The 24,746-nt window shown below is 60.4% G+C and carries 23 protein-coding genes; 17 read left to right on the forward strand and 6 right to left on the reverse strand.

Features of this window, described 5'->3' with window-relative positions; genetic code table 11:
* The first annotated feature begins 53 nt into the window (after positions 1-53).
* The 4 genes from guaA to tadA all read left to right on the forward strand — a co-directional run bounded on the left by guaA (position 54) and on the right by tadA (position 6,244).
* Positions 54-1,631 carry a glutamine-hydrolyzing GMP synthase gene (gene guaA / locus AC0V2S_RS13620; protein WP_108095793.1) on the forward strand — a complete coding sequence of 526 codons (1,578 nt, stop codon included), beginning with the start codon at positions 54-56 and terminating at the stop codon, positions 1,629-1,631.
* Positions 1,632-2,087: 456 nt separating this feature from the next.
* A complete protein-coding gene (locus AC0V2S_RS13625) occupies positions 2,088-4,151 on the forward strand; it encodes a TonB-dependent siderophore receptor (protein ID WP_475510356.1) in 2,064 nt (687 codons plus the stop codon).
* A 218-nt stretch (positions 4,152-4,369) separates the two neighbouring features.
* A complete protein-coding gene (locus AC0V2S_RS13630; protein WP_475510211.1) occupies positions 4,370-5,740 on the forward strand; it encodes a multicopper oxidase family protein in 1,371 nt (456 codons plus the stop codon).
* Between the two features lie 18 nt (positions 5,741-5,758).
* A complete protein-coding gene (tadA, locus tag AC0V2S_RS13635) occupies positions 5,759-6,244 on the forward strand; it encodes a tRNA adenosine(34) deaminase TadA (protein WP_475510212.1) in 486 nt (161 codons plus the stop codon).
* Positions 6,245-6,363: 119 nt separating this feature from the next.
* Here the strand turns inward: tadA and mltF are convergent, their stop codons facing one another.
* Positions 6,364-7,830 (reverse strand): membrane-bound lytic murein transglycosylase MltF, encoded by a 1,467-nt coding sequence (gene mltF / locus AC0V2S_RS13640; protein ID WP_475510213.1) that lies wholly within the window; start codon positions 7,828-7,830, stop codon positions 6,364-6,366.
* A gap of 166 nt (positions 7,831-7,996) precedes the next feature.
* Between mltF and purL the strand changes: the two genes are divergently transcribed.
* The 3 genes from purL (at position 7,997) to AC0V2S_RS13655 (ending at position 12,699) form a co-directional block, all read left to right on the forward strand.
* Complete coding sequence (purL, locus tag AC0V2S_RS13645; protein ID WP_475510214.1) at positions 7,997-11,893, forward strand: phosphoribosylformylglycinamidine synthase; 3,897 nt, start codon at positions 7,997-7,999, stop codon at positions 11,891-11,893.
* 13 nt (positions 11,894-11,906) lie between these two features.
* A complete protein-coding gene (locus tag AC0V2S_RS13650; protein ID WP_475510215.1) occupies positions 11,907-12,212 on the forward strand; it encodes a CDGSH iron-sulfur domain-containing protein in 306 nt (101 codons plus the stop codon).
* Positions 12,213-12,381: 169 nt separating this feature from the next.
* Positions 12,382-12,699 (forward strand): NGG1p interacting factor NIF3, encoded by a 318-nt coding sequence (locus AC0V2S_RS13655; RefSeq protein WP_475510216.1) that lies wholly within the window; start codon positions 12,382-12,384, stop codon positions 12,697-12,699.
* Positions 12,700-12,846: 147 nt separating this feature from the next.
* Here AC0V2S_RS13655 and AC0V2S_RS13660 read toward each other — a convergent pair whose 3' ends face one another.
* Entirely contained in the window at positions 12,847-13,350 is a 504-nt protein-coding gene (locus tag AC0V2S_RS13660; RefSeq protein WP_475510217.1) for a L,D-transpeptidase family protein, read from the reverse strand.
* A gap of 50 nt (positions 13,351-13,400) precedes the next feature.
* Positions 13,401-13,973 carry an NUDIX hydrolase gene (locus tag AC0V2S_RS13665; RefSeq protein WP_475510218.1) on the reverse strand — a complete coding sequence of 191 codons (573 nt, stop codon included), beginning with the start codon at positions 13,971-13,973 and terminating at the stop codon, positions 13,401-13,403.
* 163 nt (positions 13,974-14,136) lie between these two features.
* On the opposite strand from AC0V2S_RS13665, the gene AC0V2S_RS13670 reads away from it, so the two are divergent.
* Genes AC0V2S_RS13670 through purT form a run of 4 tightly spaced genes read left to right on the forward strand, consistent with a single transcriptional unit; the run spans position 14,137 to position 16,725 of the window.
* Positions 14,137-14,739, forward strand: a complete 603-nt coding sequence (locus AC0V2S_RS13670) for a CoA pyrophosphatase (RefSeq protein ID WP_475510219.1) — start codon at positions 14,137-14,139, stop codon at positions 14,737-14,739.
* Between the two features lie 37 nt (positions 14,740-14,776).
* Positions 14,777-15,301, forward strand: coding sequence for a gamma carbonic anhydrase family protein (locus AC0V2S_RS13675; RefSeq protein WP_475510220.1), 525 nt, complete (start codon positions 14,777-14,779; stop codon positions 15,299-15,301).
* On the forward strand, positions 15,298-15,513 hold the full coding sequence (locus AC0V2S_RS13680) for a DUF1289 domain-containing protein (protein WP_475510357.1): 216 nt from the start codon (positions 15,298-15,300) through the stop codon (positions 15,511-15,513). The genes AC0V2S_RS13675 and AC0V2S_RS13680 overlap by 4 nt, the downstream gene beginning before the upstream one ends.
* Before the next feature lie 30 nt (positions 15,514-15,543).
* Entirely contained in the window at positions 15,544-16,725 is a 1,182-nt protein-coding gene (gene purT, locus AC0V2S_RS13685; RefSeq protein ID WP_457435417.1) for a formate-dependent phosphoribosylglycinamide formyltransferase, read from the forward strand.
* Positions 16,726-16,808: 83 nt separating this feature from the next.
* Here purT and AC0V2S_RS13690 read toward each other — a convergent pair whose 3' ends face one another.
* The 3 genes from AC0V2S_RS13690 to AC0V2S_RS13700 form a co-directional block, all read right to left on the reverse strand.
* The gene (locus AC0V2S_RS13690; RefSeq protein WP_475510221.1) at positions 16,809-18,119 is read right to left on the reverse strand and encodes an MFS transporter; all 1,311 of its coding nucleotides are present in this window, start codon (positions 18,117-18,119) and stop codon (positions 16,809-16,811) included.
* A gap of 220 nt (positions 18,120-18,339) precedes the next feature.
* A complete protein-coding gene (locus AC0V2S_RS13695) occupies positions 18,340-19,635 on the reverse strand; it encodes an HlyC/CorC family transporter (RefSeq protein ID WP_475510222.1) in 1,296 nt (431 codons plus the stop codon).
* Between the two features lie 14 nt (positions 19,636-19,649).
* Positions 19,650-20,450, reverse strand: a complete 801-nt coding sequence (locus tag AC0V2S_RS13700) for a cytochrome C assembly family protein (RefSeq protein ID WP_475510223.1) — start codon at positions 20,448-20,450, stop codon at positions 19,650-19,652.
* A gap of 156 nt (positions 20,451-20,606) precedes the next feature.
* On the opposite strand from AC0V2S_RS13700, the gene ffh reads away from it, so the two are divergent.
* The 6 genes from ffh to AC0V2S_RS13730 all read left to right on the forward strand — a co-directional run bounded on the left by ffh (position 20,607) and on the right by AC0V2S_RS13730 (position 24,652).
* Positions 20,607-21,995 carry a signal recognition particle protein gene (gene ffh, locus AC0V2S_RS13705; RefSeq protein WP_475510224.1) on the forward strand — a complete coding sequence of 463 codons (1,389 nt, stop codon included), beginning with the start codon at positions 20,607-20,609 and terminating at the stop codon, positions 21,993-21,995.
* Positions 21,996-22,211: 216 nt separating this feature from the next.
* Positions 22,212-22,463: a 30S ribosomal protein S16 gene (gene rpsP / locus AC0V2S_RS13710; RefSeq protein WP_108095776.1), complete on the forward strand. Its 252-nt coding sequence runs from the start codon at positions 22,212-22,214 to the stop codon at positions 22,461-22,463.
* 5 nt (positions 22,464-22,468) lie between these two features.
* Positions 22,469-23,005 carry a ribosome maturation factor RimM gene (gene rimM / locus AC0V2S_RS13715; RefSeq protein ID WP_475510225.1) on the forward strand — a complete coding sequence of 179 codons (537 nt, stop codon included), beginning with the start codon at positions 22,469-22,471 and terminating at the stop codon, positions 23,003-23,005.
* A gap of 18 nt (positions 23,006-23,023) precedes the next feature.
* Entirely contained in the window at positions 23,024-23,776 is a 753-nt protein-coding gene (trmD, locus tag AC0V2S_RS13720; RefSeq protein WP_475510226.1) for a tRNA (guanosine(37)-N1)-methyltransferase TrmD, read from the forward strand.
* A 42-nt stretch (positions 23,777-23,818) separates the two neighbouring features.
* Complete coding sequence (gene rplS, locus AC0V2S_RS13725) at positions 23,819-24,169, forward strand: 50S ribosomal protein L19 (protein ID WP_108095773.1); 351 nt, start codon at positions 23,819-23,821, stop codon at positions 24,167-24,169.
* 75 nt (positions 24,170-24,244) lie between these two features.
* A complete protein-coding gene (locus AC0V2S_RS13730) occupies positions 24,245-24,652 on the forward strand; it encodes an acyl-CoA thioesterase (RefSeq protein ID WP_475510227.1) in 408 nt (135 codons plus the stop codon).
* Positions 24,653-24,746: the final 94 nt, after the last annotated feature.

Consider the following 24,746-nt stretch of genomic DNA (forward strand, 5'->3'; position numbering starts at 1 on the left):
ATTCAGCCCCGAGTTGTTTCTGAATTACTGATTGACTTAGACGAGACTGAATCATGGCCCTCGATATTCACGCTCACCGCATCCTGATCCTCGACTTCGGTTCCCAGTACACCCAATTGATCGCCCGCCGCGTGCGCGAGATCGGTGTGTACTGCGAGCTGCACCCGTTCGACATGGACGATGAAGCGATTCGCGAATTCGCGCCCAAGGGTGTGATCCTCGCTGGCGGCCCCGAGTCGGTTCACGTTGCCGACAGCCCGCGTTGCCCGCAGGCGGTCTTCGACCTCGGCGTGCCGGTTTTCGGTATCTGCTACGGCATGCAGACCATGGCCGAGCAACTGGGCGGCAAGGTTGAAGGCTCCGAGCTGCGTGAATTTGGTTATGCCCGTGTGGATGTGGTCGGCAAAAGCCGCCTGCTGGACGGCATCGAAGACCACGTGGATGCCGACGGCCTGTTCGGTCTCGATGTATGGATGAGCCACGGTGACAAGGTCACCAAGATGCCGGAAGACTTCCACATTCTGGCCAGCACCCCGAGCTGCCCGATTGCCGGCATGTTCAACGACGACCGTCGCTACTACGGCGTGCAGTTCCACCCGGAAGTGACCCACACCAAGCAAGGCGGTCGCATTCTGTCGCGCTTTATCCTCGACATCTGCGGCTGCGAAGCGCTGTGGACGCCGTCGAAAATCGCCGAAGACGCCATTGCTCAAGTACGCGCCCAGGTGGGTACCGACAACGTGCTGCTGGGCCTGTCCGGCGGTGTCGACTCCTCCGTGGTTGCCGCGCTGCTGCACAAAGCCATCGGCGACCAACTGACCTGCGTCTTCGTCGACAACGGCCTGCTGCGTCTGCACGAAGGCGAGCAAGTGATGGCCATGTTCGCCGAGAACATGGGCGTCAAAGTAATTCGCGCCAACGCCGAAGAGCAGTTCCTGGGCAACCTGGCCGGCGAAGCGGACCCTGAGAAAAAACGCAAAATCATCGGTCGCACCTTTATCGATGTATTCGATGCCGAGTCCTGCAAGCTGGACAACATCAAGTACCTGGCTCAGGGCACCATCTACCCGGACGTGATCGAGTCGGCTGGCGCTAAAAGCGGCAAGGCCCACGTGATCAAGTCGCACCACAACGTGGGTGGCCTGCCGGAAGAGATGAACCTGAAACTGGTCGAGCCATTGCGCGAACTGTTCAAGGACGAAGTGCGTCGCCTGGGCCTGGAACTCGGCCTGCCGTACGACATGGTTTACCGTCACCCATTCCCAGGCCCAGGTTTGGGCGTGCGGATTCTCGGTGAAGTGAAGAAGGAATACGCCGACCTGCTGCGTCGCGCCGACCATATCTTTATCGAAGAGCTGCGCAAGGCCGACTGGTACCACAAGGTCAGCCAGGCGTTCGTGGTGTTCCAACCGGTGAAATCGGTGGGTGTTGTTGGCGATGGCCGTCGTTACGCGTGGGTTGTGGCGCTGCGTGCGGTAGAAACCATCGACTTTATGACCGCCCGTTGGGCGCACCTGCCCTATGAGCTGCTGGAAACCGTGAGTGGCCGGATCATCAACGAGATCGAAGGGATTTCCCGCGTGACTTACGATGTTTCGAGCAAGCCGCCAGCGACCATCGAGTGGGAGTAAGTCGTTCGCAGGACGGCTTTTTGGTCGTCGGCCATGCTGCGTTGCGTCCTCGCTTTTAATGCTCAGGTACTGAAGTACGCTGCGCTTAAAAGCTCCGGGGCGCCTGGCCTGGCCTTAGCCCAGAAACCCTCTTTCTGAGTTGCCTGTTCAAATCTAAAAACAAAAAGCCCGCGTAACTGCGGGCTTTTTTGTGGGCGCGAGACTGGGGTTGAAAGCCAAAGTTCACTTGTCTGCGAAAAAATCTCCGTTGTGTTTGCGTAACTTTGTCATTTGCGATTGGTTTTCGAATACAATCGGCGCCGAAAATCATAGGGCATCGTCTCGACCGCGATGCATGGGGCTCCAACGGCGAAGGCTGTTGAATGATCAAGGACCGCAAGCATGCAGAAAAATAAAACCGGGTTTATGAATACGCGTTCGGCCAAGCAGCGTGCCGCTGCTGCCGTAATGCTCTGTATGCCGTTGGTGGGCGCGCCACTTGGCGCCAATGCAGAAGAAAAGGCCCCTGAAGAAGAGGCTTATCGACTGGCCCCGGTCATCGTCAATGCCAACGCCGACAGCGGCGACGACTCCAAGACGGTCGTAGCCCAGGAGCTCTGGGTGGGCGGCAAGGTCGCCACCAGCATTCTCAATACACCGGCTTCCGTTTCCGTGGTCACCGAAAAGGAACTGGAGCAGCGCAGCGTCAATACGACTGAAGAAGCGCTGCAATACACCCCGGGCGTGATCACCGACTACTACGGTACCGATGACCGCAACGACTATTTCCAGATCCGCGGCTTCAACGCCACCACCTACCGCGACGGCCTGACCCTGGGCTCGATGCGCGGCGTACGTGAGGAGCCATTCGCCTTCGAGCGTATCGAGATTCTGCGTGGCGCCAACTCCACGCTGTTCGGCCCGGCTGACCCGGGTGGTTCGGTTAACTTCGTGACCAAGCAGCCGCGCTTCAACAGCTTTGGCCAGGGCTATGTGACTTATGGTTCCTACAACCACAAAGAAACCGGCATAGATGTAGGCGATGCGCTGAACGACGACAAAACCGTCGCTGGCCGTTTCACCGCCAAGATGCAGAACAGCGATCGTGAATATGACCATTCGCAGGACGACAACCGCTTTGCCATGGGTGGCCTGACCTGGGCTCCGACGGATTTCACCAAAGCCACCATGGTTCTGGACTACCTGAAGACCGATAGCTCGCCAAACAGCGGAGGTGCTCCGCTGGACAAGGAGTACGATCGCGACGACTTCTTCGGCGAGCCTAGCTACAACTTCCACAATGTGGAGCGCACCACGCTCAGCGGGAACGTAAGCCATGACTTCGATAACGGCTTCACGCTGCGCAGCAATGTGCGTTACAGCGAGGCAAACGATGACTATGGCTACGTCTATCTGAGCGACTACGCCGGGCGCACAGGTACCGTCGTTCCCCGGGTTCAATTTGCCTCTTACAGTGAGGCCGATCAGTTCAACGGAAACGTGATGCTGCAATTCGATCACCGTTTCGAGAACATCGACAGCAGCACCACCGCCGGCGTCGAGTACCTGGACTCCTCGAATAAATCCTCGGGCATCTACACCGGTGCATCGTCCATCGACATCGCCAATCCGGTTTACACCGGTGTTGCAAGCGGCGCCGCTCGTTACAGCGAGTTGAAAGACGACGCCACCAACAAGGCGGTGTTCGTTCAGCAAAACCTCTCGTTCTACGAGCGCGTAATTCTCACCGCCGGCGCGCGTCGTGACTTTATGGATCTGTCCAGCAAGGGCTACAACGATTTTGCCGGCGGAGCGGTGGATGCCGACGACAACTTTGCCGAAACCTCTTACCGCGGCGCCGTGACCCTCATCGTCTCCGATGAAGTATCGACTTACGTGAGCTATGTGGAATCGGTCTCGCCGCCGGAGATTGGCGTGACACCGAAGACCGGCAATCAGTACGAAGTGGGCGTGAAATACGCTCCCATGGGTATGAACGCTATTTTCTCGGCTGCCGTTTATGACCTGACCCAAGAGAACGTAACCATCGCCGTGGTACGAGCTGACGGTAGCGGGATCGATAACCTGGTCGTAGGTGAATCCCGTGCCCGTGGCCTCGATCTGGAAGCCAAGGCTGAGATCACCGAAAACGTCAGCGTTGTCGGCGGCTACTCCTATATGGACTCCGAAGTTAAGCGCGGCACGTTGTACGACGGCACCTCAATCAAGGGTAATCAGTTCGTCGCTGCCCCTGAGCACTCCGCTTCGCTATGGACCTACTACGCCATTCCAGCCACCGACGTAAGCGTCGGCCTGGGTGCCCGCTATGTCGGTTCCTACTATTACGACGCCGCCAACACCGGCAAAAGCGACGGCGAAACGCTGTTCGACGCTGCCTTTAACTACAAGCTCTACAAAGGCACCGACTTGGCTGTGAACGTCAGCAACCTTCTGGACGAGCAGCACGTGGTGGGTTCGGGTACCGCGAACTACTACAACCCAGGCCGCGAAATCACCGCCAAGGTGAGCTACAACTGGTAAGCCGGCGCCTGGCCGTTCTGGTCGTCGCCCACTGACAAAAGCCCGCCCTTCCAGGCGGGCTTTTGCGCATTTACGGCAGGCCGAAATTGATCAGAGGCATGCAAGCCACGCCGGCCTTCGGTCATAATGCGCGCCCAAAGCCAGTCCGCCAGAGACCGGCCTCTACCTGATTCCTGATGGGCCAGCGAAGTCCCTTATTTATAAAGGTGTCTGTACCCATGTCATTTACACGTCGACAAATTCTCGGTGGCCTGCTCGGTTTGACCGCAGTGGGCTTTGGTGCCGGTGGAGTTCGTTATTGGCTTGGACGGCCGTTGGGCAGCACTACCCATGATTACGAGTTGATTGCCGCGCCCATGGATCTGGAGCTGGTGGCCGGTCACAAAACCCCGGCCTGGGCCTACAACGGTTCGGCGCCCGGCGTTGAATTGCGCAGCCGTCAAGGCGAGTGGTTGCGGGTGCGCTTTATCAACAAACTCAGCGAGCCCACCACCATTCACTGGCACGGCATCCGCCTGCCGCTGGAGATGGACGGGGTGCCCTATGTGTCGCAGTTGCCGGTATTGCCCGGCGAGTATTTCGACTACCAGTTCAAGACGCCGGACGCCGGCAACTACTGGTATCACCCGCACGTATTGAGCAGCCAGCAACTGGGCCACGGCCTGGTCGGCCCGCTGGTGGTGGAAGAGCGTGAGCCAACCGGCTTCAAGCATGAGCGTTCGCTCAGTCTGAAGACTTGGCATATCGATGCTGAAGGCGCGTTCACCCCGTTCAGCATTCCCCGTGAAGCGGCGCGCGGCGGCACCGCCGGCAGCTACTCGACTATCAATGCAGAGCACTTGCCGACCATCGATTTGCCGGCCGGGCAGATCGTGCGCCTGCGGATTTTCAACCTCGATAACACCGTGACGTATCGCCTCAATTTGCCGGGCGCCGATGCGCGCTTGTATGCGCTGGACGGCAACCCGATTGAGCCGCGGCCGTTCGGCAAGGAATACTGGATCGGCCCGGGCATGCGCCTGTGCCTGGCGATCAAGGTGCCGGAGGCGGGCGTGGAGTTGCCGTTGCGCAACGGGCCGGTGCGTCTGGCGACTTTCCGCTCAGTGCCCAACGAAGCACCGGTTGCCGAAGAGTGGCCGCCGCAAATTCCGGCCAACCCGATTGCCGAGCCAGACCTGCAGAACGCCGAAGTGCTCGACTTCAAGTTCGAATGGGTGGGCGCGGTGTCAGTAACCACCAATGGCCGCGCGCCGGCCTTCTGGCAAATCAACGGCAAGGCCTGGGACATCAACGATAAAACCTGCGCCGACCGGCCCATCGCCAAGATGAAGCTGGGCCAGAGTTATATCCTCGAGTTCCGCAACATGGCGCAATACCAACACCCGATTCACTTGCACGGCATGAGCTTCAAAGTTCTGAGTTCGGACCGCAAGAAAATCATCCCGTACTTCACCGACACTTACCTGCTCGGCAAGAACGAGAATGCGCGGGTGGCGCTGGTGGCGGATAACCCGGGCGTGTGGATGTTCCACTGCCATGTGATCGACCATATGGAAAGCGGCCTGATGGCCTCCATTCTTGTTGAGTAAGGCGTGGTTGAGTAAGACATGAGAAAACCGCAGATCATCGACCGCAGTCAGGACACGCACTTTATGCGTGAGGCCCTGGTGCTTGCCGCACAAGGCGCGAGCCTCGGTGAGGTGCCGGTGGGTGCGGTGCTGGTACAGAACGGCGAAGTGATCGGGCGCGGGTTCAACTGCCCGATCACCACGCACGACCCCAGCGCCCACGCCGAGATGGTCGCCATTCGTGCGGCCGCCGCCGCCGTGGAAAACTACCGGCTGCCGGGCAGCACGCTGTACGTGACGCTGGAGCCGTGCAGCATGTGCGCGGGGTTGCTGGTGCATGCGCGGGTCAACCGCGTGGTATTCGGTGCCACCGAGCCCAAGGCCGGTATCGTGCAAAGCCGCGGCAAGTTCTTCGACCAGATCTTTCTGAACCACCGGGTGCTGGTGGAGGGCGGGGTGTTGGCGGAGGAGTGCAGTGCGGTGTTGAGTGAGTTCTTCAAGCAGCGCCGGGCCAAGCCTGACTGATCAATTGAATTCAATCTCCGTCATTCCCGCGCAGGCGGGAATCCAGACTCTTCGTCACAACATACATTCTGGATCCCCGCCTTCGCGGGGATGACGGGGGATTCGAGCGTCGCTCGGAATCAAAGCGCCGCAGGCCCGTTATCGTCCGGCTTGTGCTTGTCGATACTCGGAATATGCAGGTTGCCTTCGGCCATCTGCCCGCCTTCCAGTTGCGGCTGGGTTACCCAGGTCAGGATGTCGTAGTAGCGGCGGATGTTCTGCACAAAATGCACCGTCTCGCCGCCACGGGCGTAGCCGTATTTGGTCTTGCTGTACCACTGCTTTTGCGACAGCCGCGGCAGCATGGTTTTCACGTTCAGCCACTTGTTCGGGTCCAGGCCTTCAGCCTCTGCCAGCTTGCGCGCATCGCCCAGGTGAGCGATGCCGATGTTGTAGGCCGCCAGGGCAAACCAGGTGCGATCCGGCTCGGTCAGCTCCGGCGCCAGGCTTTCCAGAATTGAAGCGAAGTATTTGCTGCCGCCATTGATGCTTTGTTTGGGGTCCAGGCGGTTGGATACGCCCATGGCTTCGGCGGTGTTCTGAGTCAGCATCATCAGGCCGCGCACGCCGGTCTTGGAGGTGGCGTTGGGTTGCCACAGCGATTCCTGATAGCCGATGGCGGCCAGCAGGCGCCAGTCCAGCTCGTAGCTTTTACCGTTCTGACGGAAGTGCTGCTCGTAACGCGGCAGACGTTGTTGCAGGTGCTTGGCGAAGGTGTAGGCGCCGACATAACCGAGTACATCAACGTGGCCGTAGTAGCGGTCTTTCAGACGTTGCAGCACGCCGTTGATTTTTACCCGCTCCAGAAACGCATTCACTTCCTTAAGCAGGCTGTCGTCGGTACCCGGCGGCAAGGCCCAGCCCAGGGCGTTGGCATCGCCGAAGTCGAAGGCCACGCGCACGTTGGGGAAGTACACCTGGTTCATGGCCAGTTCGTTGGAGTCCACCAGGGTCAGGTCGATCTGTCCTTCATCCACCATGCGCAGCAGGTCGACGATTTCCACCGCGTCCGACTCTTCATAGTTGAGGTCGGGGTACTGACCTTTAAGCGTTGCAAGCTGCTCGGCGTGGCTGCTGCCCTTGAGCACCATGATGCGTTTGCCGAGCAGATCCTCCGGGCGCGTCGGGCGGTTTTCGCCGTTGCGGTAGATGATTTGCGGGGTGACTTCCAGGTACGACTGGGAGAAGCGCGCCTGATTCATTCGCCCTTGGCTGCTAACCAAACCGGCGGCGGCCAGGGCCGGGCCGTTTTCCTGATTCAGGCGGGTGAAGATTTCATCGAGGTTGTCGGCGGTCTCGATTTTCAGCTCCACGCCCAGGTCGTCGGCAAAGCGTTTGACCAGTTCGTACTCGAAACCGGTTTCGCCGTTGCGGTCCTGGAAATAGGTAGCCGGGCTGTTGCGGGTGAGCACACGCAGCACGCCATCCTTCTGGATGCGCTCAAGGGCTGTCGGCTGCGGCTCACTACAACCGCAAAGCAACAGAAGGAGGGTGGCTGCCGCCAACCATTTCTGGGGGCGTTTGTGCAGCATCGTGTGTGCAAGCATCGGCGGAGTATACGCAAAGCGTTGTGGTCGCCATATCTCGACAGCCGGGGCGCTTCTCTGCTAGCGCAAAACTGTCGACTGGGTCCCCGTCGCGAGTGCCTTGGCGGGAGGTTTGGGTTAGAATGCACGGCCTCAAAGCATCCCCCTTCCCGAGGCTTTCCCCGAGATGTTGATCCTGCGCGGCGCTCCTGCCCTTTCTGCCTTCCGCCACGGCAAGTTGCTCGACCAACTGACTGCCAAAGTCCCCGCTGTTACTGCGGTGTACGCCGAGTTTGCCCACTTTGCCGAGGTGACCGGTCTTCTGACCGGCGACGAAGAGAAAGTGCTCGCCCGCTTGCTCAAGTACGGCCCGAGTGTGCCGGTGCAAGAGCCAAGCGGCCGTCTGTTCCTGGTGCTGCCGCGTTTCGGCACCATTTCCCCGTGGTCCAGCAAGGCCAGCGACATCGCCCGCAACTGCGGCCTGGCCAAAATTCAGCGCCTGGAACGCGGCATTGCCTACTACGTAGCCGGTGAGCTGAGCGACGCCGAGGCCGAACTGGTCGCCGCCGCTTTGCACGACCGCATGACGCAGCTGGTATTGGGCAATCTGGAACAAGCCGCTGGTCTGTTCAGCCACGCCGAACCCAAGCCGCTGACCGCCGTCGACGTCTTGAACGGTGGCCGCGCCGCGCTGGAACACGCTAACAGTGAGCTGGGCCTGGCCCTGGCCGACGACGAAATCGACTATTTGGTCGACGCGTTTGTAAAACTGGGGCGCAACCCGCACGACATCGAACTGATGATGTTCGCCCAGGCCAACTCCGAGCACTGCCGCCACAAGATCTTCAATGCCAGCTGGGATATCGACGGCGAGAACCAGGAAAAAAGCCTGTTCGGCATGATCAAGAACACCTTCCAGATGCACGGCGAAGGCGTTCTGTCGGCTTATAAAGACAACGCCGCCGTGATCGAAGGTTCGGTCGCCGGGCGTTTCTTCCCGAACTCTGAAACCCGCCAGTACGGCGCGGTGCAGGAGCCGGTGCATATTCTGATGAAGGTCGAAACGCACAACCACCCGACCGCCATCGCTCCATTCCCCGGTGCCTCTACCGGTTCCGGCGGCGAGATTCGTGACGAAGGCGCCACCGGTCGCGGCGCCAAGCCGAAAGCCGGTCTCACCGGTTTCACCGTATCCAACCTGCAGATCCCAGGCTTCGAACAACCGTGGGAAACCCCGTACGGCAAGCCTGAGCGCATCGTCACCGCGCTGGACATCATGATCGAAGGCCCGCTCGGCGGCGCCGCGTTCAACAACGAGTTCGGTCGTCCGGCACTCACCGGTTACTTCCGTACCTTCGAGCAAAAAATCAGCACACCCCATGGCGACGAAGTGCGCGGCTACCACAAGCCGATCATGCTCGCCGGCGGTATGGGCAACATCCGCGCTGAACACGTACAGAAAGCCGAAATCACCGTGGGCTCCAAGCTCATCGTGCTCGGCGGCCCGGCCATGCTGATCGGCCTGGGCGGCGGCGCTGCCTCGTCGATGGCCACCGGCGCAAGCTCGGCCGACCTCGACTTCGCCTCCGTGCAACGGGAAAACCCGGAAATGGAGCGCCGTTGCCAGGAAGTGATCGACCGCTGCTGGCAGCTGGGCGACAAAAACCCGATCAGCTTTATCCACGACGTGGGCGCGGGCGGTCTGTCCAACGCTTTCCCGGAACTGGTCAACGACGGTGGCCGTGGCGGCCGCTTCGAACTGCGTGCCGTACCGAACGACGAGCCGGGCATGGCCCCGCACGAGATCTGGTGCAACGAAAGCCAGGAGCGTTACGTACTGGCCGTCGACGCTGCAGACTTTGAAGCCTTCAAAGCCATCTGCGAGCGCGAGCGCTGCCCATTTGCCGTCGTCGGTGAAGCCCTGGCCGAACCTCAACTGACCGTCGCCGACAGCCACTTCGGCAACAACGCCGTCGACATGCCGCTGGAAGTGCTGCTGGGCAAAGCCCCGCGCATGCACCGTTCGGCCGTTCGCGAGCAAGAGTTGGGTGACGATTTCGACGCCGCCAGCCTCGACCTCAAAGAAGCCGTTGGGCGCGTGCTGCACCACCCGGCCGTGGCGAGCAAAAGCTTCCTGATCACCATCGGCGACCGCACCATTACCGGTCTGGTTGCTCGCGACCAGATGGTTGGCCCGTGGCAAGTGCCGGTGGCTGACTGCGCCGTTACCGCCACCAGCTTCGACGTGTACACCGGTGAAGCCATGGCCATGGGTGAGCGCACGCCGCTGGCCTTGCTCAATGCCCCGGCCTCCGGCCGCATGGCAATCGGCGAAACCCTGACCAACATCGCCGCGTCGCGCATCGGCAAAATTTCCGATATCAAACTGTCGGCCAACTGGATGTCCGCTGCCGGCCACCCCGGTGAAGATGCCCGCCTGTACGACACCGTGAAAGCGGTCGGCATGGAGCTGTGCCCGGAGCTGGGTATCACCATTCCGGTGGGCAAAGACTCTATGTCGATGAAAACCCGCTGGAGCGAGGAGGGCACCGACAAATCCGTCACCTCACCGCTGTCGCTGATCGTGACCGGCTTCGCTCCGGTGCTCGACATCCGCAAAACCCTGACCCCGCAACTGCGCATGGACAAGGGCGAGACCGACCTGATTCTGATCGACCTCGGCCGTGGCCAGAACCGCATGGGCGCCTCGATTTTGGCTCAGGTGTACGGCCAACTGGCACGTACCGCGCCGGACGTTGATGACGCCGAAGACCTCAAAGCCTTCTTCGCCGTGATCCAGGGCCTGAACGCCGACGGCAGCCTGCTGGCCTACCACGACCGCTCCGACGGTGGTGTGTTGGTGAGCGTGCTGGAAATGGCCTTCGCCGGTCACTGCGGCCTGAACATCGTGCTCGACACCGTGGCCCATAACCGCGAAGAACTGGCCGCCGTGCTGTTCAACGAAGAGCTGGGCGCGGTCATTCAGGTTCACCAGGACGCTACCCCCGAAGTGCTGGCGCAATTCAGCGCTGCCGGTCTGGGCGACTGTGTGGCCGTCATCGGTCAGCCGGTGAATAACGCCGAAATCAACATCAGCTTCAACGACCAGCCGGTGTTCACCGGCGAGCGTCGTCTGCTGCAACGCGAGTGGGCTGCCACCAGCTATCAGGTGCAGCGTCTGCGTGACAACGTCGAGTGCGCCGAGCAGGAATACGACGTGCTGCTGGACGAAGCCAACCCGGGCCTTTCGGTCAAACTGGGTTTCGACGTCAACCAGGACATCGCCGCACCGTACATCAAGAAAAACGTGCGTCCACAAGTGGCCGTGCTGCGTGAGCAAGGCGTCAACGGCCAGGTCGAAATGGCTGCTGCCTTCGACCGTGCCGGCTTCAACGCCATCGACGTGCACATGAGCGATATCCTCGCCGGTCGCGTCGACCTGGAAGCGTTCAAAGGCCTGGTGGCTTGCGGCGGCTTCTCCTACGGCGACGTGCTGGGCGCCGGTGAAGGCTGGGCCAAGTCGGTGCTGTTCAACACCCGCGCCCGTGATGCCTTCAGTGCCTTCTTCGAACGCAAAGACAGCTTCACCCTCGGCGTGTGTAACGGTTGCCAGATGATGTCCAACCTGCGCGAGCTGGTGCCGGGCAGCGAGTTCTGGCCGCACTTTGTGCGTAACCGTTCCGAGCAGTTCGAAGCCCGCGTGGCCATGGTGCAAGTGCAGGAATCGGCCTCGATCTTCCTGCGCGATATGGCCGGTTCCCGTATGCCAATCGCTATCGCCCACGGTGAAGGTCATGCCGAGTTCGAAAGCGAGGAAGCACTGCTGGAAGCGGATCTGTCCGGTTGTGTGTCGATGCGCTTTATCGACAACCACGGCAAGGTCACCGAAAACTACCCGGCCAACCCCAACGGTTCACCGCGTGGTATCACCGGCCTCACCAGCCGCGACGGCCGCGTGACCATCATGATGCCGCACCCGGAGCGGGTATTCCGCGCCGTGCAGAACTCCTGGAAGCCGGAAGAGTGGAACGAAGACGGCGGCTGGTTGCGCATGTTCCGCAATGCGCGCGTTTGGGTGAACTGACGGACACACCGTCGTGAGCGAACAACGGGAGCAGGGCAAGCCTGCTTCCGGTATTACCGGTAATTCCCCATCACTTCCCGAGGTGCGCTTGCTTGAAGCAGGCGCCACCTTGCGGTTGTGCACCTGCGGGCAATCGGCGCAATTGCCGGACTGCACCACCACTTGTGAAAACGCCCTGCTCTTCACTGCCAAGCGCGAACAACGCCTGTTGCTGTGTCGCTGTGGGCACTCGAAAAACCTGCCGTTCTGCGATGGCAGTCATGCCGTGCCGGCACCTTCGTGGAAGGCCAAGTGGCAACGCTTCTGGTCAGGTTTATGAGCAAGTCGTCTAACCTTCACTGAACACTTGCCGCGCTTTCCCACTCCAACAAGCACTGTGAAATTGCACCCTTACGGTGGATTGAGGCAATATGCCATCACTGTGTGCTGACTATTTGGCGCCAGAATCCTGCGTAAGCAAGTCATGTGAATGCGCCGTGGAGATCACGATGTACAAGCTGTGTTTTTACGTTCCGGAAAGCCATCTGGACGGGGTAAAGAATGCCGTGTTTGGAGCAGGTGCAGGGCGCATAGGGAATTACGACAGTTGCTGCTGGCAATCGCTGGGACAGGGGCAGTTCCGCGGGCTTGCGGGCAGCAATGCGTTTATTGGTCAGGCCGGTGTGCTTGAGCATGTAGCGGAATGGAAGGTGGAACTGGTGGTGGCGGATGAGCTGATTCATGACGCAGTGAAAGCGCTGCGCAAGGCGCATCCGTATGAAACACCGGCGTTCGAGGTGTGGCGATTGTCGGACCTGGTTTTCTAAATAAGAAAGGCGCCAAGTGAGGCGCCTTTTTTATGGATCCTGATCGTGTGGGAGAGGCTTCAGCCTCGATTCTTTTGATCTTGAACACACCGTTTCAGGTCCGACCAATCGGGGCTAAAGCTTCTCCCACAAAAGCCCAAACTCGCGTTAAGGACGAATCTCGATCAACGTCCCGTCTTTAACCAAACTCCACACCTCACGCATATCGTCGTTCTTCATTGCGATACAGCCTTCGGTCCAGTCCAGCGTATTGAAGTACCACTCCGGGTACTCATCATCGATCGGCGTGCCGTGAATCATGATCATGCCGCCCGGTGGTACGCCTTCTTTGCGCGCAGCGGCTTGGTCTTTGATGTTGGGGTAGGAGACGTGCATGGCCAGGTTGTACTTGTCGCTGGTCTTGCGCCAGTCGATCCAGTAGTAGCCTTCGGGGGTGCGGCTGTCGCCCTCGCGTTGTTTCGGACCTTTGGGTTTTTTGCCGAGCGAGATGCGGTAGCTTTTCAGCGTCTCGCCTTTGTTTTGCAGCAGCAGCTTGTGCTCGGATTTCATCACCAACACTTTATCCACAGGCTTGCCGTCCAGCGTGACAGTGGTGGAGGCGTGCGAGAGCATCGCAAACGACAGGCAGACAACAGCTAACAACCAACGCATCGATGCAGTTCCAGTGTGGGCCGCGTGCGGCAGCCCGAAATGTTGTGTGTTTACTCGCTGCTCTTTTTATAAGCAGCCGGGAAGTGTGGGCGCAGAGCTTCTAGTGGCTCGTTGCGCACCGGGAAGTGTTGGGCGACCCGGTCGGCGAAGAAGCATTCTAAGGTACGGCCTACGGTCGGGAAAGCCAGCTCGGACCAAGGGATATCGGCCTCATCGAACAGCTTTACCTCCAGGCTTTCCTCGCCCACGGCGAAGTCGAGGTCGACCAGTTCGGCGCGGAAAAACACGTACACCTGGCTGATATGCGGCAGGTCATACAGGCCATACAACTGCAGATCGCGCACCCGCGCACAGGCTTCTTCCTCGGTTTCGCGCATGGCGGCTTCGGCCATGGTTTCGCCGTTTTCCATAAAGCCGGCCGGCAGCGTCCAGAAACCACGGCGCGGCTCGATGGCGCGGCGGCACAGCAACACCTGCTGGCCCCACACCGGCAGGCAGCCGGCCACGATGCGCGGATTTTGGTAATGGATGGTCTGGCATTCATCACAGACATAACGCGGGCGGCTATCGCCCTCGGGAATGCGTTGCGACACGCGGTGGCCGCATTGGCTGCAGTAGTTCATCCCGTCTCCTGGGGCGTGGTTGCGGCGGTGCCCGGCATCTTCGCGTGCCAGGCGGCGCGGAGCAAGGTGTGCCGCTTATCGCCGAGCGAACGGGCGCGGGGCTTGGGCAGGTTTGCGCTTTCATGCCATCATGCCCGGCAGAACAAAAGACCGAGAATGTCCCATGCTCGATGAGATGCTCCAGCGCGTGCGCGACTACCAGCCAGTCGTCCTGGGCACCGACCGGAGCTTTCCAGAAGCCGCCGTTTTGGTACCCATAACCCGCAGTGACACCCCTGAACTGGTGCTCACCCTGCGCGCCAGCGGGCTCTCGACCCATGGCGGCGAAGTCGCCTTCCCGGGCGGCCGACGTGACCCCGAAGACGTTGATCTTGTGGCCACCGCCCTGCGCGAAGCCCACGAAGAAATCGGTTTGCCACCCGGCCTGGTCGAAGTCATCGGCCCATTGAGCAGCCTGGTGTCCCGTCACGGCATTCAAGTAACCCCCTATGTGGGCGTGGTGCCGGACTTCGTCGAGTACCAGGCCAACGACGGCGAAATCGCCTCCGTGTTCAGCGTGCCGCTTGAGTTCTTCCGCACGGACCCACGCGAGGTCACCCACCGTATCGACTACCGCGGGCGCGACTGGTACGTGCCTAGTTACCGCTACGGCGAATACAAAATCTGGGGGCTGACGGCGATCATGGTGGTCGAACTGGTCAACCTGCTCTACGACGCCGGCATCAGCCTGCATCAGCCGCCGGACCATTACATCAGCCTGAGCTGAGTGAATAGAAAGCCAAAAAAGCCGTGAGGAACCGCCGATGAAATACCGCTTGGGACAGTCGAGTGTCGAAACCCATCCCGAAAGCTGGGTTGCGCCCAATGCCACGCTGGTGGGCAAGGTGAAACTCGAAAAGGGCGCCAGCGTGTGGTTCAACGCCGTGCTGCGCGGCGACAACGAGCTGATTCATATCGGCGAGAACGCCAACGTGCAGGACGGCACCGTGATGCACACCGACATGGGCTTTCCGCTGAATATCGGCACCGGCGTCACCATCGGCCATAACGCCATGCTGCACGGCTGCACCGTGGGCGAGTACAGCCTGATCGGCATTAATGCGGTGATCCTTAACGGCGCCAAAATCGGCAAGCACTGCATCATCGGCGCCAATTCGCTGATCGGCGAAGGCAAGGAAATTCCCGATGGCTCGCTGGTGATGGGCTCGCCCGGCAAGGTGGTGCGCGAACTGAATGAGCAGCAGAAGAAAATGCTCGAAGCCAGCGCCGCCCACTACGTTCATAATTCGCAGCGTTACGCCCGCGACCTGGTAGAGCAGGACGACTGATGGACGCCGAACGCCCGGTGCGCTCGCCCTGCGTCAGCGTGTGTGCGCTGGATGACGACGATGTGTGCACCGGTTGCCAGCGCACCGCCGACGAAATCATCCGCTGGGGCCGCATGGACAACGCCGAGCGCCGCCTGGTGCTCGGTTACTGCCTGCAGCGGGCCCGCGCCAGCGGCCTGCTGACCGAGCCCGGCAAATCCGTTAATACCTAACCTTTTAAATTGCACGTGAAGGAAAGCCTCATGCCTCGTATCGGAACCCCCTTGTCGCCCAGCGCGACGCGCGTCTTGCTGTGTGGCTCGGGTGAGCTGGGCAAGGAAGTGGTGATCGAGCTGCAGCGCCTGGGCGTTGAAGTGATTGCCGTGGACCGTTACCCGAACGCGCCGGCCATGCAGGTCGCGCACCGCAGCCACGTGGTCGACATGCTCGACGGCGCCGCGCTGCGCGCCGTGATCGAACTGGAAAAGCCGCACTACATCGTGCCGGAAATCGAAGCCATCGCCACCGCCACCCTGGCCGAGCTGGAAACCGAAGGTTACACCGTGATTCCGACCGCGCGCGCCGCGCAACTGACCATGAACCGCGAAGGCATCCGTCGTCTGGCCGCTGAAGAGCTGGGCCTGCCGACCTCGCCGTACCGCTTTGCCGACAGCTTCGAAGAAGCCAAGGCCGCGACCGAAGCGCTGGGCTTCCCGTGCCTGATCAAGCCGATCATGAGTTCGTCGGGCAAAGGCCAGTCGGTACTGAAAAGCGCCGCTGATCTGCAAGCCGCCTGGGACTACGCCCAAGCCGGTGGCCGTGCCGGTAAAGGCCGGGTGATCGTGGAAGGCTTTATTGACTTCGATTACGAAATTGCCCTGCTCACCGTGCGCCATGTCGGCGGCACCACCTTCTGCCAACCGGTCGGTCACCGTCAGGTGAAAGGCGATTACCAGGAGTCCTGGCAGCCGCAGGTGATGAGCGACAAAGCCCGCGCCGAAGCCGAGCGCATTGCCCTGGCCGTTACGGGGTCGCTGGGTGGTCGTGGTCTGTTTGGTGTGGAGCTGTTCGTCAAAGGCGATCAGGTGTGGTTCTGCGAAATCTCGCCGCGCCCCCATGACACCGGTTTGGTCACCCTGATTTCTCAGGACCTGTCGGAATTCGCCCTGCACGCCCGCGCGATTCTGGGCCTGCCGATTCCGGCGATTCGCCAGCTGGGCCCATCGGCTTCGGCGGTGGTGCTGGTGGAAGGCAAGTCGACGCAAACCGCGTTCAGCAACCTTGGCGCCGCATTGAGCGAGCCGGATACCGCGTTGCGTTTGTTTGGTAAGCCGGAAGTGAATGGTCAGCGCCGTATGGGCGTGGCCTTGGCGCGTGATGAGTCGACCGATGCTGCGCGTGCCAAAGCGACCCGCGCCGCTCAGGCGGTAGTCGTAGAGCTCTAACGCTACCGTCCCCCCGTAGGAGCGAGCTTGCTCGCGAAGCCTTTAAGAGCTTCGCGAGCAAGCTCGCTCCTACGGGAGTGGATTCAAGCGATCTTCTGCAGATCCGTGTTACTGGTTTCTTTCAGGCACAGCACTGCAATCAAGCTAAGCAACGCTGCCGCCGACACATACCCGCCCACCCAACTCAACCCACCCATCGCCACCAACTGCTGCGCGAAGAACGGTGCTGCCGAGGCGCCGACAATGCCGCCCAGGTTGTAGGCGGCCGACGCGCCGGTGTACCGCACGCGGGTCGGGAACAGTTCGGGCAGCAACGCGCCCATGGGTGCGAACGTCACGCCCATCAAAAACAGCTCAATGCTCAGAAACAGCGCAACCGCCCAAGTCGAGCCATGGGTCAGCAACGGCTCCATCAAAAAGCCCGAGAGAATCGCCAGCACGCCGCCGACGATCAGCACCGGCTTGCGCCCGTAACGATCGCTGGCCCAAGCCGACAGCGGCGTGGCCAACGCCATAAACACCACGGCAAAGCACAGCAGGCCGAGGAAGGTTTCCCGCGTGTAGCCCAGGCTGGTAATGCCGTAGCTCAGGGAAAACACCGTGGAGATATAGAACAGCGCGTAGCACACCACCATGGCGCCAGCGCCCAGCAGCATCGGTGCCCAGTACTGGCCGAACAGTTCGAACAACGGCACTTTTACCCGTTCGTGACGGGCCACGGCGTTGGCGAAGACCGGCGTTTCTTCCAGCTTCAGGCGTACGTACAAGCCGACCATCACCAGCACGGCGCTTAGCAGAAACGGAATCCGCCAGCCCCAGTCCTTGAACTGCTCATCGCTCAAGGTCATGGCAAGGGTCAGAAACAAACCGTTGGCGGCAAGAAAGCCAATCGATGGGCCAAGCTGCGGGAACATCCCGAACCAGCCCCGTTTGCCCGGCGGGGCATTTTCGGTGGCTAGCAGCGCCGCGCCGCCCCATTCGCCGCCGAGCCCCAGGCCCTGGCCGAAGCGCAGCAGGCACAACAGAATCGGGGCCCAGGCGCCGATGCTGCTATAGCCCGGCAGCACGCCAATCAGCGTGGTGCACACACCCATCAGCAGCAACGAGGCGACCAGCGTCGACTTGCGCCCCACGCGGTCGCCGAAGTGGCCGAACAGCGCCGAGCCCAGCGGCCGGGCCAGAAAGGCGATACCAAAACTGAGAAACGCCGCCAAGGTTTGCGCTGTGGTGGAGGTGGCCGGGAAAAACACCGGGCCGATCACCAGCGCGGCGGCGGTGGCGTACACGTAGAAATCGTAGAACTCGATAGCAGTGCCAATAAAGCTGGCAGTGGCGACGCGGGCGGTGGAGTTCACCGGCTTGGCGTCGTCGTGGGTTGCGATAGCGCTGGTCATGGTTCGCCTTCGATGGGCAGGGCTCGGTCGGTGGGCAAGGCCACGGCCGCAGCAAATTATTGTGGGGGCGCGCAGGGGTAAAACGCTGGGGCTGTGCCGCGGCGGCAAGGGGCTTTGTGAGGCCTTGCGCACGGCACCGGCTGGCCTGCGGATGGCAGGCGAGGCGATGAAGGGTTCGACTATAAAAGCGCGGTGGCGCTGCTGGCAATTACACCTTCAGCTAATCGGCGCGTTCTGACGGGGCGTCCGCGTTTACCCGCGGGGTAGGGCGCCAGACGCGTACGCTTTTTACCCGGTTGTCGGTGGACTGAAGAATTTCCAGGCGGTACGGGCCGATCTTCAAACACACCGCGCTGTCGGGGATATTTTCCAGCGCCTCGGTAATCAGCCCGTTGAGGGTTTTCGGCCCGTCGCACGGCAGGCTCCAGCCCAGCGCCTTGTTCACTTCGCGGATATAGGCGGCGCCGTCGATGACCTGGGTGCCGTCTTCCTGCGGATGAATATCGGGGCTGCGCAGGGCGTCCTGATTGCTGAAGTCGCCGACGATCTCTTCAAGAATATCTTCCAGGGTAACGATGCCCTGCACGTCGCCGTACTCATCGACCACGATGCCGATGCGGCGTTTTTGCTTCTGGAAATTCAGCAGCTGCGTCGACAGCGGCGTGCTTTCCGGCACGAAGTACGGCTCGTGGGCGGCGGCGCTGAGTGCTTCGATGGTGAGTTGATCATGGGTCAGCAGGCGGGCGATTTGGCGCATATGCACCACGCCTTCCACCTGATTGAGGTCGCTGCGAAACACCGGCAGGCGCGTGTGCGAGGTGGTGCGCAGCTGGGTGATGATGTCTTCCAGCGGGTCATCGAGGTTGATGCCGGTGACCTCGTTGCGCGGAATCATGATGTCGTTAACCGTCACCGTTTCCAGGTCGAGAATACTCAGCAGCATGCTCTGGCGGTTCTGCGGCAGCTCGTGAGTGGCCTCACGCACCACGCTGCGCAGCTCTTCGGCGCTCAGGCCGTCCTGGCGTTTGCGGGTAGGGTCGATGCGGCACAGGCGCAGCAAGGTGTTGCTGATGGCGTTCAGCAGCCACACGAGTGGTTCGAGCAGTTCAACCAGTAGGCGCAGCGGGGCGCTCAACGGAAAGGCGAAAACTTCCGGGCGCAGCACGGCGAGGGTGCGCGGGGTGATGTCGGCGAACAGCAGCAGCGCCAGGGTGAGGCCCAGGGTAGAGGCGATAAGGCCGACGTCACCCCACAGACGGGTGGCCAAAACGGCGGCCACGGTCGCGGCCAATACCGTCACCAGCGTGTTGCAAAAATGCAGCACGCCGAGCAGCAGTTGCGGGCGATTGAGCAGGGTGCTGGCACGCTTGGCGCCACGCCGACCTTGTTTGGCCAGGTAGCGCAGGCGATAGCGGTTGAGGCTGAGCAGGCTGGTTTCGGAGCTTGAGAAAAACGCCGAGAGAACAATCAGGGCCACCAGCAGGCCGAATAGGTACTGCGGATTCAGGTCAGACACGGTGGCAGCCTAGGCTAGATGTGCAGGATGAATTCACGTACCAGCTTGCTGCCGAAGTAGGCCAGCATCAGCAGGCAGAAGCCGGCGAGGGTCCAGCGAATGGCTTTGTGGCCGCGCCAGCCGCGCTGATGGCGACCCCACAACAGCACGGCAAAAATCAGCCAGGCCACGCAGGCCAGGAAGGTTTTGTGCACCAGGTGCTGGGCGAACAGGTTATCGAGAAACAGCCAGCCGGAAATCAGCGACAGGCTCAGCAGCGCCCAGCCGGCCCAGAGAAACCCGAACAGCAGGCTTTCCATGGTTTGCAGCGGCGGGAAGTTCTTGATCAGGCCGGAGGGGTGTTTGTGCTTGAGCTGGTGGTCTTGCAGCAGCAACAGCAGGGCCTGGAACGCGGCGATGGTGAGCATGCCGTAGGCCAGAATCGACAGCAGGATATGCGCCAGAATCCCCGGTTTTTCGTTGATCACCGGCACCGTGCCGGCCGGCACGAACTGCGCGAGCAACACCGTGAGGGTGCCCAACGGCAAGAACAGTAGCAACAGGTTGAGTACCGGAATGCGCGCACTGGCGACGATGGTGAGCAAGATGGCGGCGTAGGCGATCAGGCTGGCGGCATTGAAGAAGTCCAGTGCCAGCCCGGCTTCGGCGTGCAGCTGCATGAACAGCGTGCCGCCATGGAAGAACAACGCGAGCAACACCAGAGGGGCGAGCACGCGTTTGGAGGGCAATTTGCGCTGAGAAAGGCGCAGGCCTTGGTAAGCAGTGGCGCCTATATAAAGGAAGGCAGCGGCGAGGCTAGGCAGCAGAGGGTGCATAAGTCCGTGTAAGGCGAGCCCGAAAGGGCGAGAGTGTGGCATAAAACGCCCGTTTCACGAAAGACCGCCAGCGGTGTCGGCAGGCGGGCGTCTTGGTTATAATCGCGCCCTTGTTGCAAGCTCAACCCGGCGCCAGACCGCCTGAAAGGAACGCGCATGTTCGAAAATTTAACCGATCGCCTCTCGCAGACCCTGCGCCATGTCACCGGCAAGGCCAAGCTGACCGAGGACAACATCAAGGACACCTTGCGTGAAGTGCGCATGGCCTTGCTGGAAGCCGACGTCGCACTGCCGGTGGTGAAAGACTTCGTCAATAAAGTCAAAGAACGCGCCGTTGGTACCGAAGTTTCCAAGAGCCTGACGCCGGGCCAGGCCTTCGTGAAGATCGTCCGTCTCGAACTCGAAGACCTGATGGGCGCCGCCAACGAAGATTTGGCGCTGAACTCCACCCCGCCAGCCGTGGTGTTGATGGCCGGTCTGCAGGGCGCGGGTAAAACCACCACCGCCGGCAAGCTGGCGCGCTTTCTCAAAGAGCGCAAAAAGAAAACCGTGATGCTGGTGTCCGCCGACGTTTACCGTCCGGCCGCTATCAAACAACTGGAAACCCTGGCCAACGATATTGGCGTGACGTTCTTCCCGTCCGATATCACCCAGAAGCCAGTGGCGATTGCCGAAGCGGCGATTCGCGAAGCCAAGATCAAGTTCATTGATGTAGTGATCGTCGACACCGCCGGTCGTCTGCACATCGACGAAGAAATGATGGCCGAGATCAAGGCCGTTCACGCCGCGATCAACCCGGTGGAAACCCTGTTCGTGGTCGACGCCATGACCGGCCAGGATGCCGCCAACACCGCCAAGGCCTTCGGCGATGCGCTGCCGCTGACCGGCGTGGTGCTGACTAAAGTCGACGGTGACGCCCGTGGCGGTGCCGCGCTGTCGGTGCGCGCCATTACCGGCAAGCCCATCAAATTCATCGGTATGGGCGAGAAGAGCGAAGCGCTCGAGCCGTTCCACCCCGACCGAATCGCCTCGCGCATCCTCGGCATGGGCGACGTCCTCAGCCTGATCGAACAAGCTGAGCAAACCCTCGACCGCGACAAAGCCGACAAACTGGCCAAGAAGCTGAAAAAGGGCAAAGGCTTCGACCTCGAAGACTTCCGCGACCAGCTGCAACAGATGAAAAACATGGGCGGCCTTGGCGGCCTGATGGACAAGCTGCCGAACATCGGTGGCATGAATCTGGCGCAAATGGGCAACGCTCAGGGCGCAGCCGAGAAGCAGTTCAAGCAGATGGAGGCGATCATCAACTCGATGACTCCTCAGGAGCGCCGCGACCCTGACGTCATCAGTGGTTCGCGCAAGCGCCGCATCGCCATGGGTTCTGGCACCCAGGTGCAAGACATCGGCCGTCTCATCAAACAGCACAAACAGATGCAGAAGATGATGAAGAAGGTCACTGCCAAAGGCGGTATGGCCAAGATGATGCGCGGCATGGGCGGTATGTTCCCAGGCGGCGGTGCAGGCGGCGGCATGCCGAAGATGTAATCCGTTTACGTCTGGGTGGCTCTGCAATCAGGCGCTACCCGGGCGTTCTCCACGCAAATGGATCGCCTGTTCGGGGCCTGTGAGCGTCTGTCATCGGGGCAGGGCAAAAAGAGATTTGCAAAAATCCCGATAATCCTTAGAATATGCGGCCTTTCGGGCCTAGTGCCTGGCATGTAATTTTAGTTTTGCAGCACCGACTACAGGAACGATGTTCACATGGTAACCATCCGTCTTGCCCGTGGCGGCTCCAAGAAGCGCCCGTTTTACCACCTCACCGTGACCGACAGCCGCAATGCGCGCGACGGTCGTTTTGTTGAGCGTATTGGTTTCTTCAACCCAATCGCTTCCGGTGCAGAGATCCGTCTGTCCGTAGACCAAGAGCGTGCTACCTACTGGCTCGGCCAGGGTGCACAGCCTTCTGAGCGCGTTGCTCAGTTGCTCAAGGATGCCGCTAAGGCAGCAGCCTAAGCCGCATGAACGCGACGCCCGCTCCCGCTGATGACCTGATCGTCATCGGCAAGATTGTCTCGGTGCATGGTGTTCGCGGCGAGGTGAAGGTCTTTTCCTTTACCGATCCGATTGACAACCTGCTGGACTACAAACGCTGGACGCTGAAACGCGACGGTGATGTACGTCAGGTTGAGTTAGCCCAGGGCCGTTCGCAGAACAAGGTCCTCGTAGCAAAGCTGAAGGGTCTCGACGACCGTGAAGAAGCACGTCTTCTCGCGGGTTTCGACATTTGTGTACCCCGCAGCCTGCTCCCAGATCTGACCGATGGCGAGTACTACTGGTACCAGCTCAAAGGTCTGAAAGTGATCGACCAACTCGGGCAATTGCTCGGCGTTATCGACCACTTGCTGGAGACCGGTGCTAACGATGTGATGGTGGTCAAGCCCTGCGCGGGCAGCCTGGATGATCGCGAACGTTTGTTGCCCTACACGGCGCACTGCGTTCTCTCGATTGACCTGGCCGCTGGCGAAATGCGGGTTGACTGGGATGCGGACTTCTAAGCAACGGTTAGTAGAGATATGGCTAGCCTGCGTGTTGAAGTCATCAGTTTGTTCCCGGAAATGTTTGCTGCCATCAGCGAATACGGCATTACCAGTCGTGCGGTGAAACAGGGGCTCTTGCAGCTGACCTGTTGGAATCCCCGAAGCTACACCGAAGATCGCCACCAGACGGTGGATGATCGGCCTTTCGGCGGTGGCCCCGGCATGGTGATGAAAATCAAGCCTCTGGAGGGCGCCTTGGCCGATGCCAAGCAAGCCGCTGGAGCGCAGGCGAAGGTAATTTACCTCTCGCCGCAAGGCCGCCAGCTGACTCAGTCAGCCGTGCGAGAACTGGCAAAAGAGGAGACCTTGATCCTCATTGCCGGGCGATATGAAGGCATCGATGAGCGCTTTATTGAGGCGCATGTCGATGAAGAGTGGTCGATCGGGGATTACGTCCTGTCCGGTGGTGAGCTACCGGCAATGGTTCTGATCGATGCGGTAACGCGTCTGCTGCCTGGTGCGCTGGGTCATGCGGATTCGGCCGAGGAAGACTCCTTTGCGGATGGCTTGCTCGACTGCCCGCACTACACCCGACCGGAGGTGTATGCGGATAAGCGCGTTCCCGACGTGTTGCTTAGCGGCAACCACGCACACATCCGGCGCTGGCGTTTGCAGCAGTCCCTTGGTCGGACTAGTGAACGACGCGCTGATCTTCTGGAAAGCCGCTCGCTTTCTGGAGAAGAGAAAAAGCTGTTGGCGGAATACATCCGGCAACGGGACGATAGTTAACGTATCGATGGCAGGCCAGTTGGTTTGTCTTAGGAGCACAGCATGACTAACAAAATTATCTTGGCCCTCGAAGCCGAGCAGATGAGCAAAGAGATCCCTACTTTCGCTCCGGGCGACACCGTAGTCGTTCAAGTTAAAGTGAAAGAAGGCGACCGTTCGCGTCTGCAAGCGTTCGAAGGCGTTGTAATCGCCAAGCGTAACCGTGGTGTGAACAGTGCATTCACTGTTCGCAAAATCTCCAACGGTGTTGGCGTTGAGCGTACTTTCCAGACCTACAGCCCGCTGGTTGACAGCCTGGCCGTCAAGCGTCGCGGTGACGTACGTAAAGCCAAGCTTTACTACCTCCGTGACCTGTCTGGTAAAGCAGCTCGCATCAAGGAAAAACTGGTTTAAACCCAGTCTCCTTGTAGAAAAAGCAGCCTACGGGCTGCTTTTTTATTGCCCGCGATTTAGCCCGGAAGTTAAGGCATGACCCCAAGAGAGCAAGAGATTCAGCTACGTACCGAGCGCTCGGAAACCCGCGTCGCCAAGGCCGTTTTCCCGCCGACCACCAACCACCACAACACCCTGTTCGGCGGCACCGCGCTGGCGTGGATGGATGAAGTTTCGTTTATCGCGGCTACGCGTTTTTGCCGGTTGCCGCTGGTGACGGTGTCGTCGGATCGCATCGACTTCAAACACCCGATAGCAGCTGGCTCCATCGTCGAGTTGGTCGGGCGTGTGGTGAAAGTCGGCAACACCAGCCTCAAGGTCGAGGTCGAGGTGTTTGTCGAAAGCATGTACAGCGATGGCCGCGAGAAGGCGATCACTGGCGTGTTCAGTTTTGTCGCCATCGACGACAACAAACAGCCGGTGCCAGTGTTGCCGGAGTTTTAAAATAGACGTTTGCAGGAATCGAGGCTGAAGCCTCTCCCACAAGGGATCACCAGCCCCTGTGGGAGAGGCTTCAGCCTCGATGTTTTTGATCTTG

Source organism: Pseudomonas sp. CC11G (assembly GCF_056174845.1).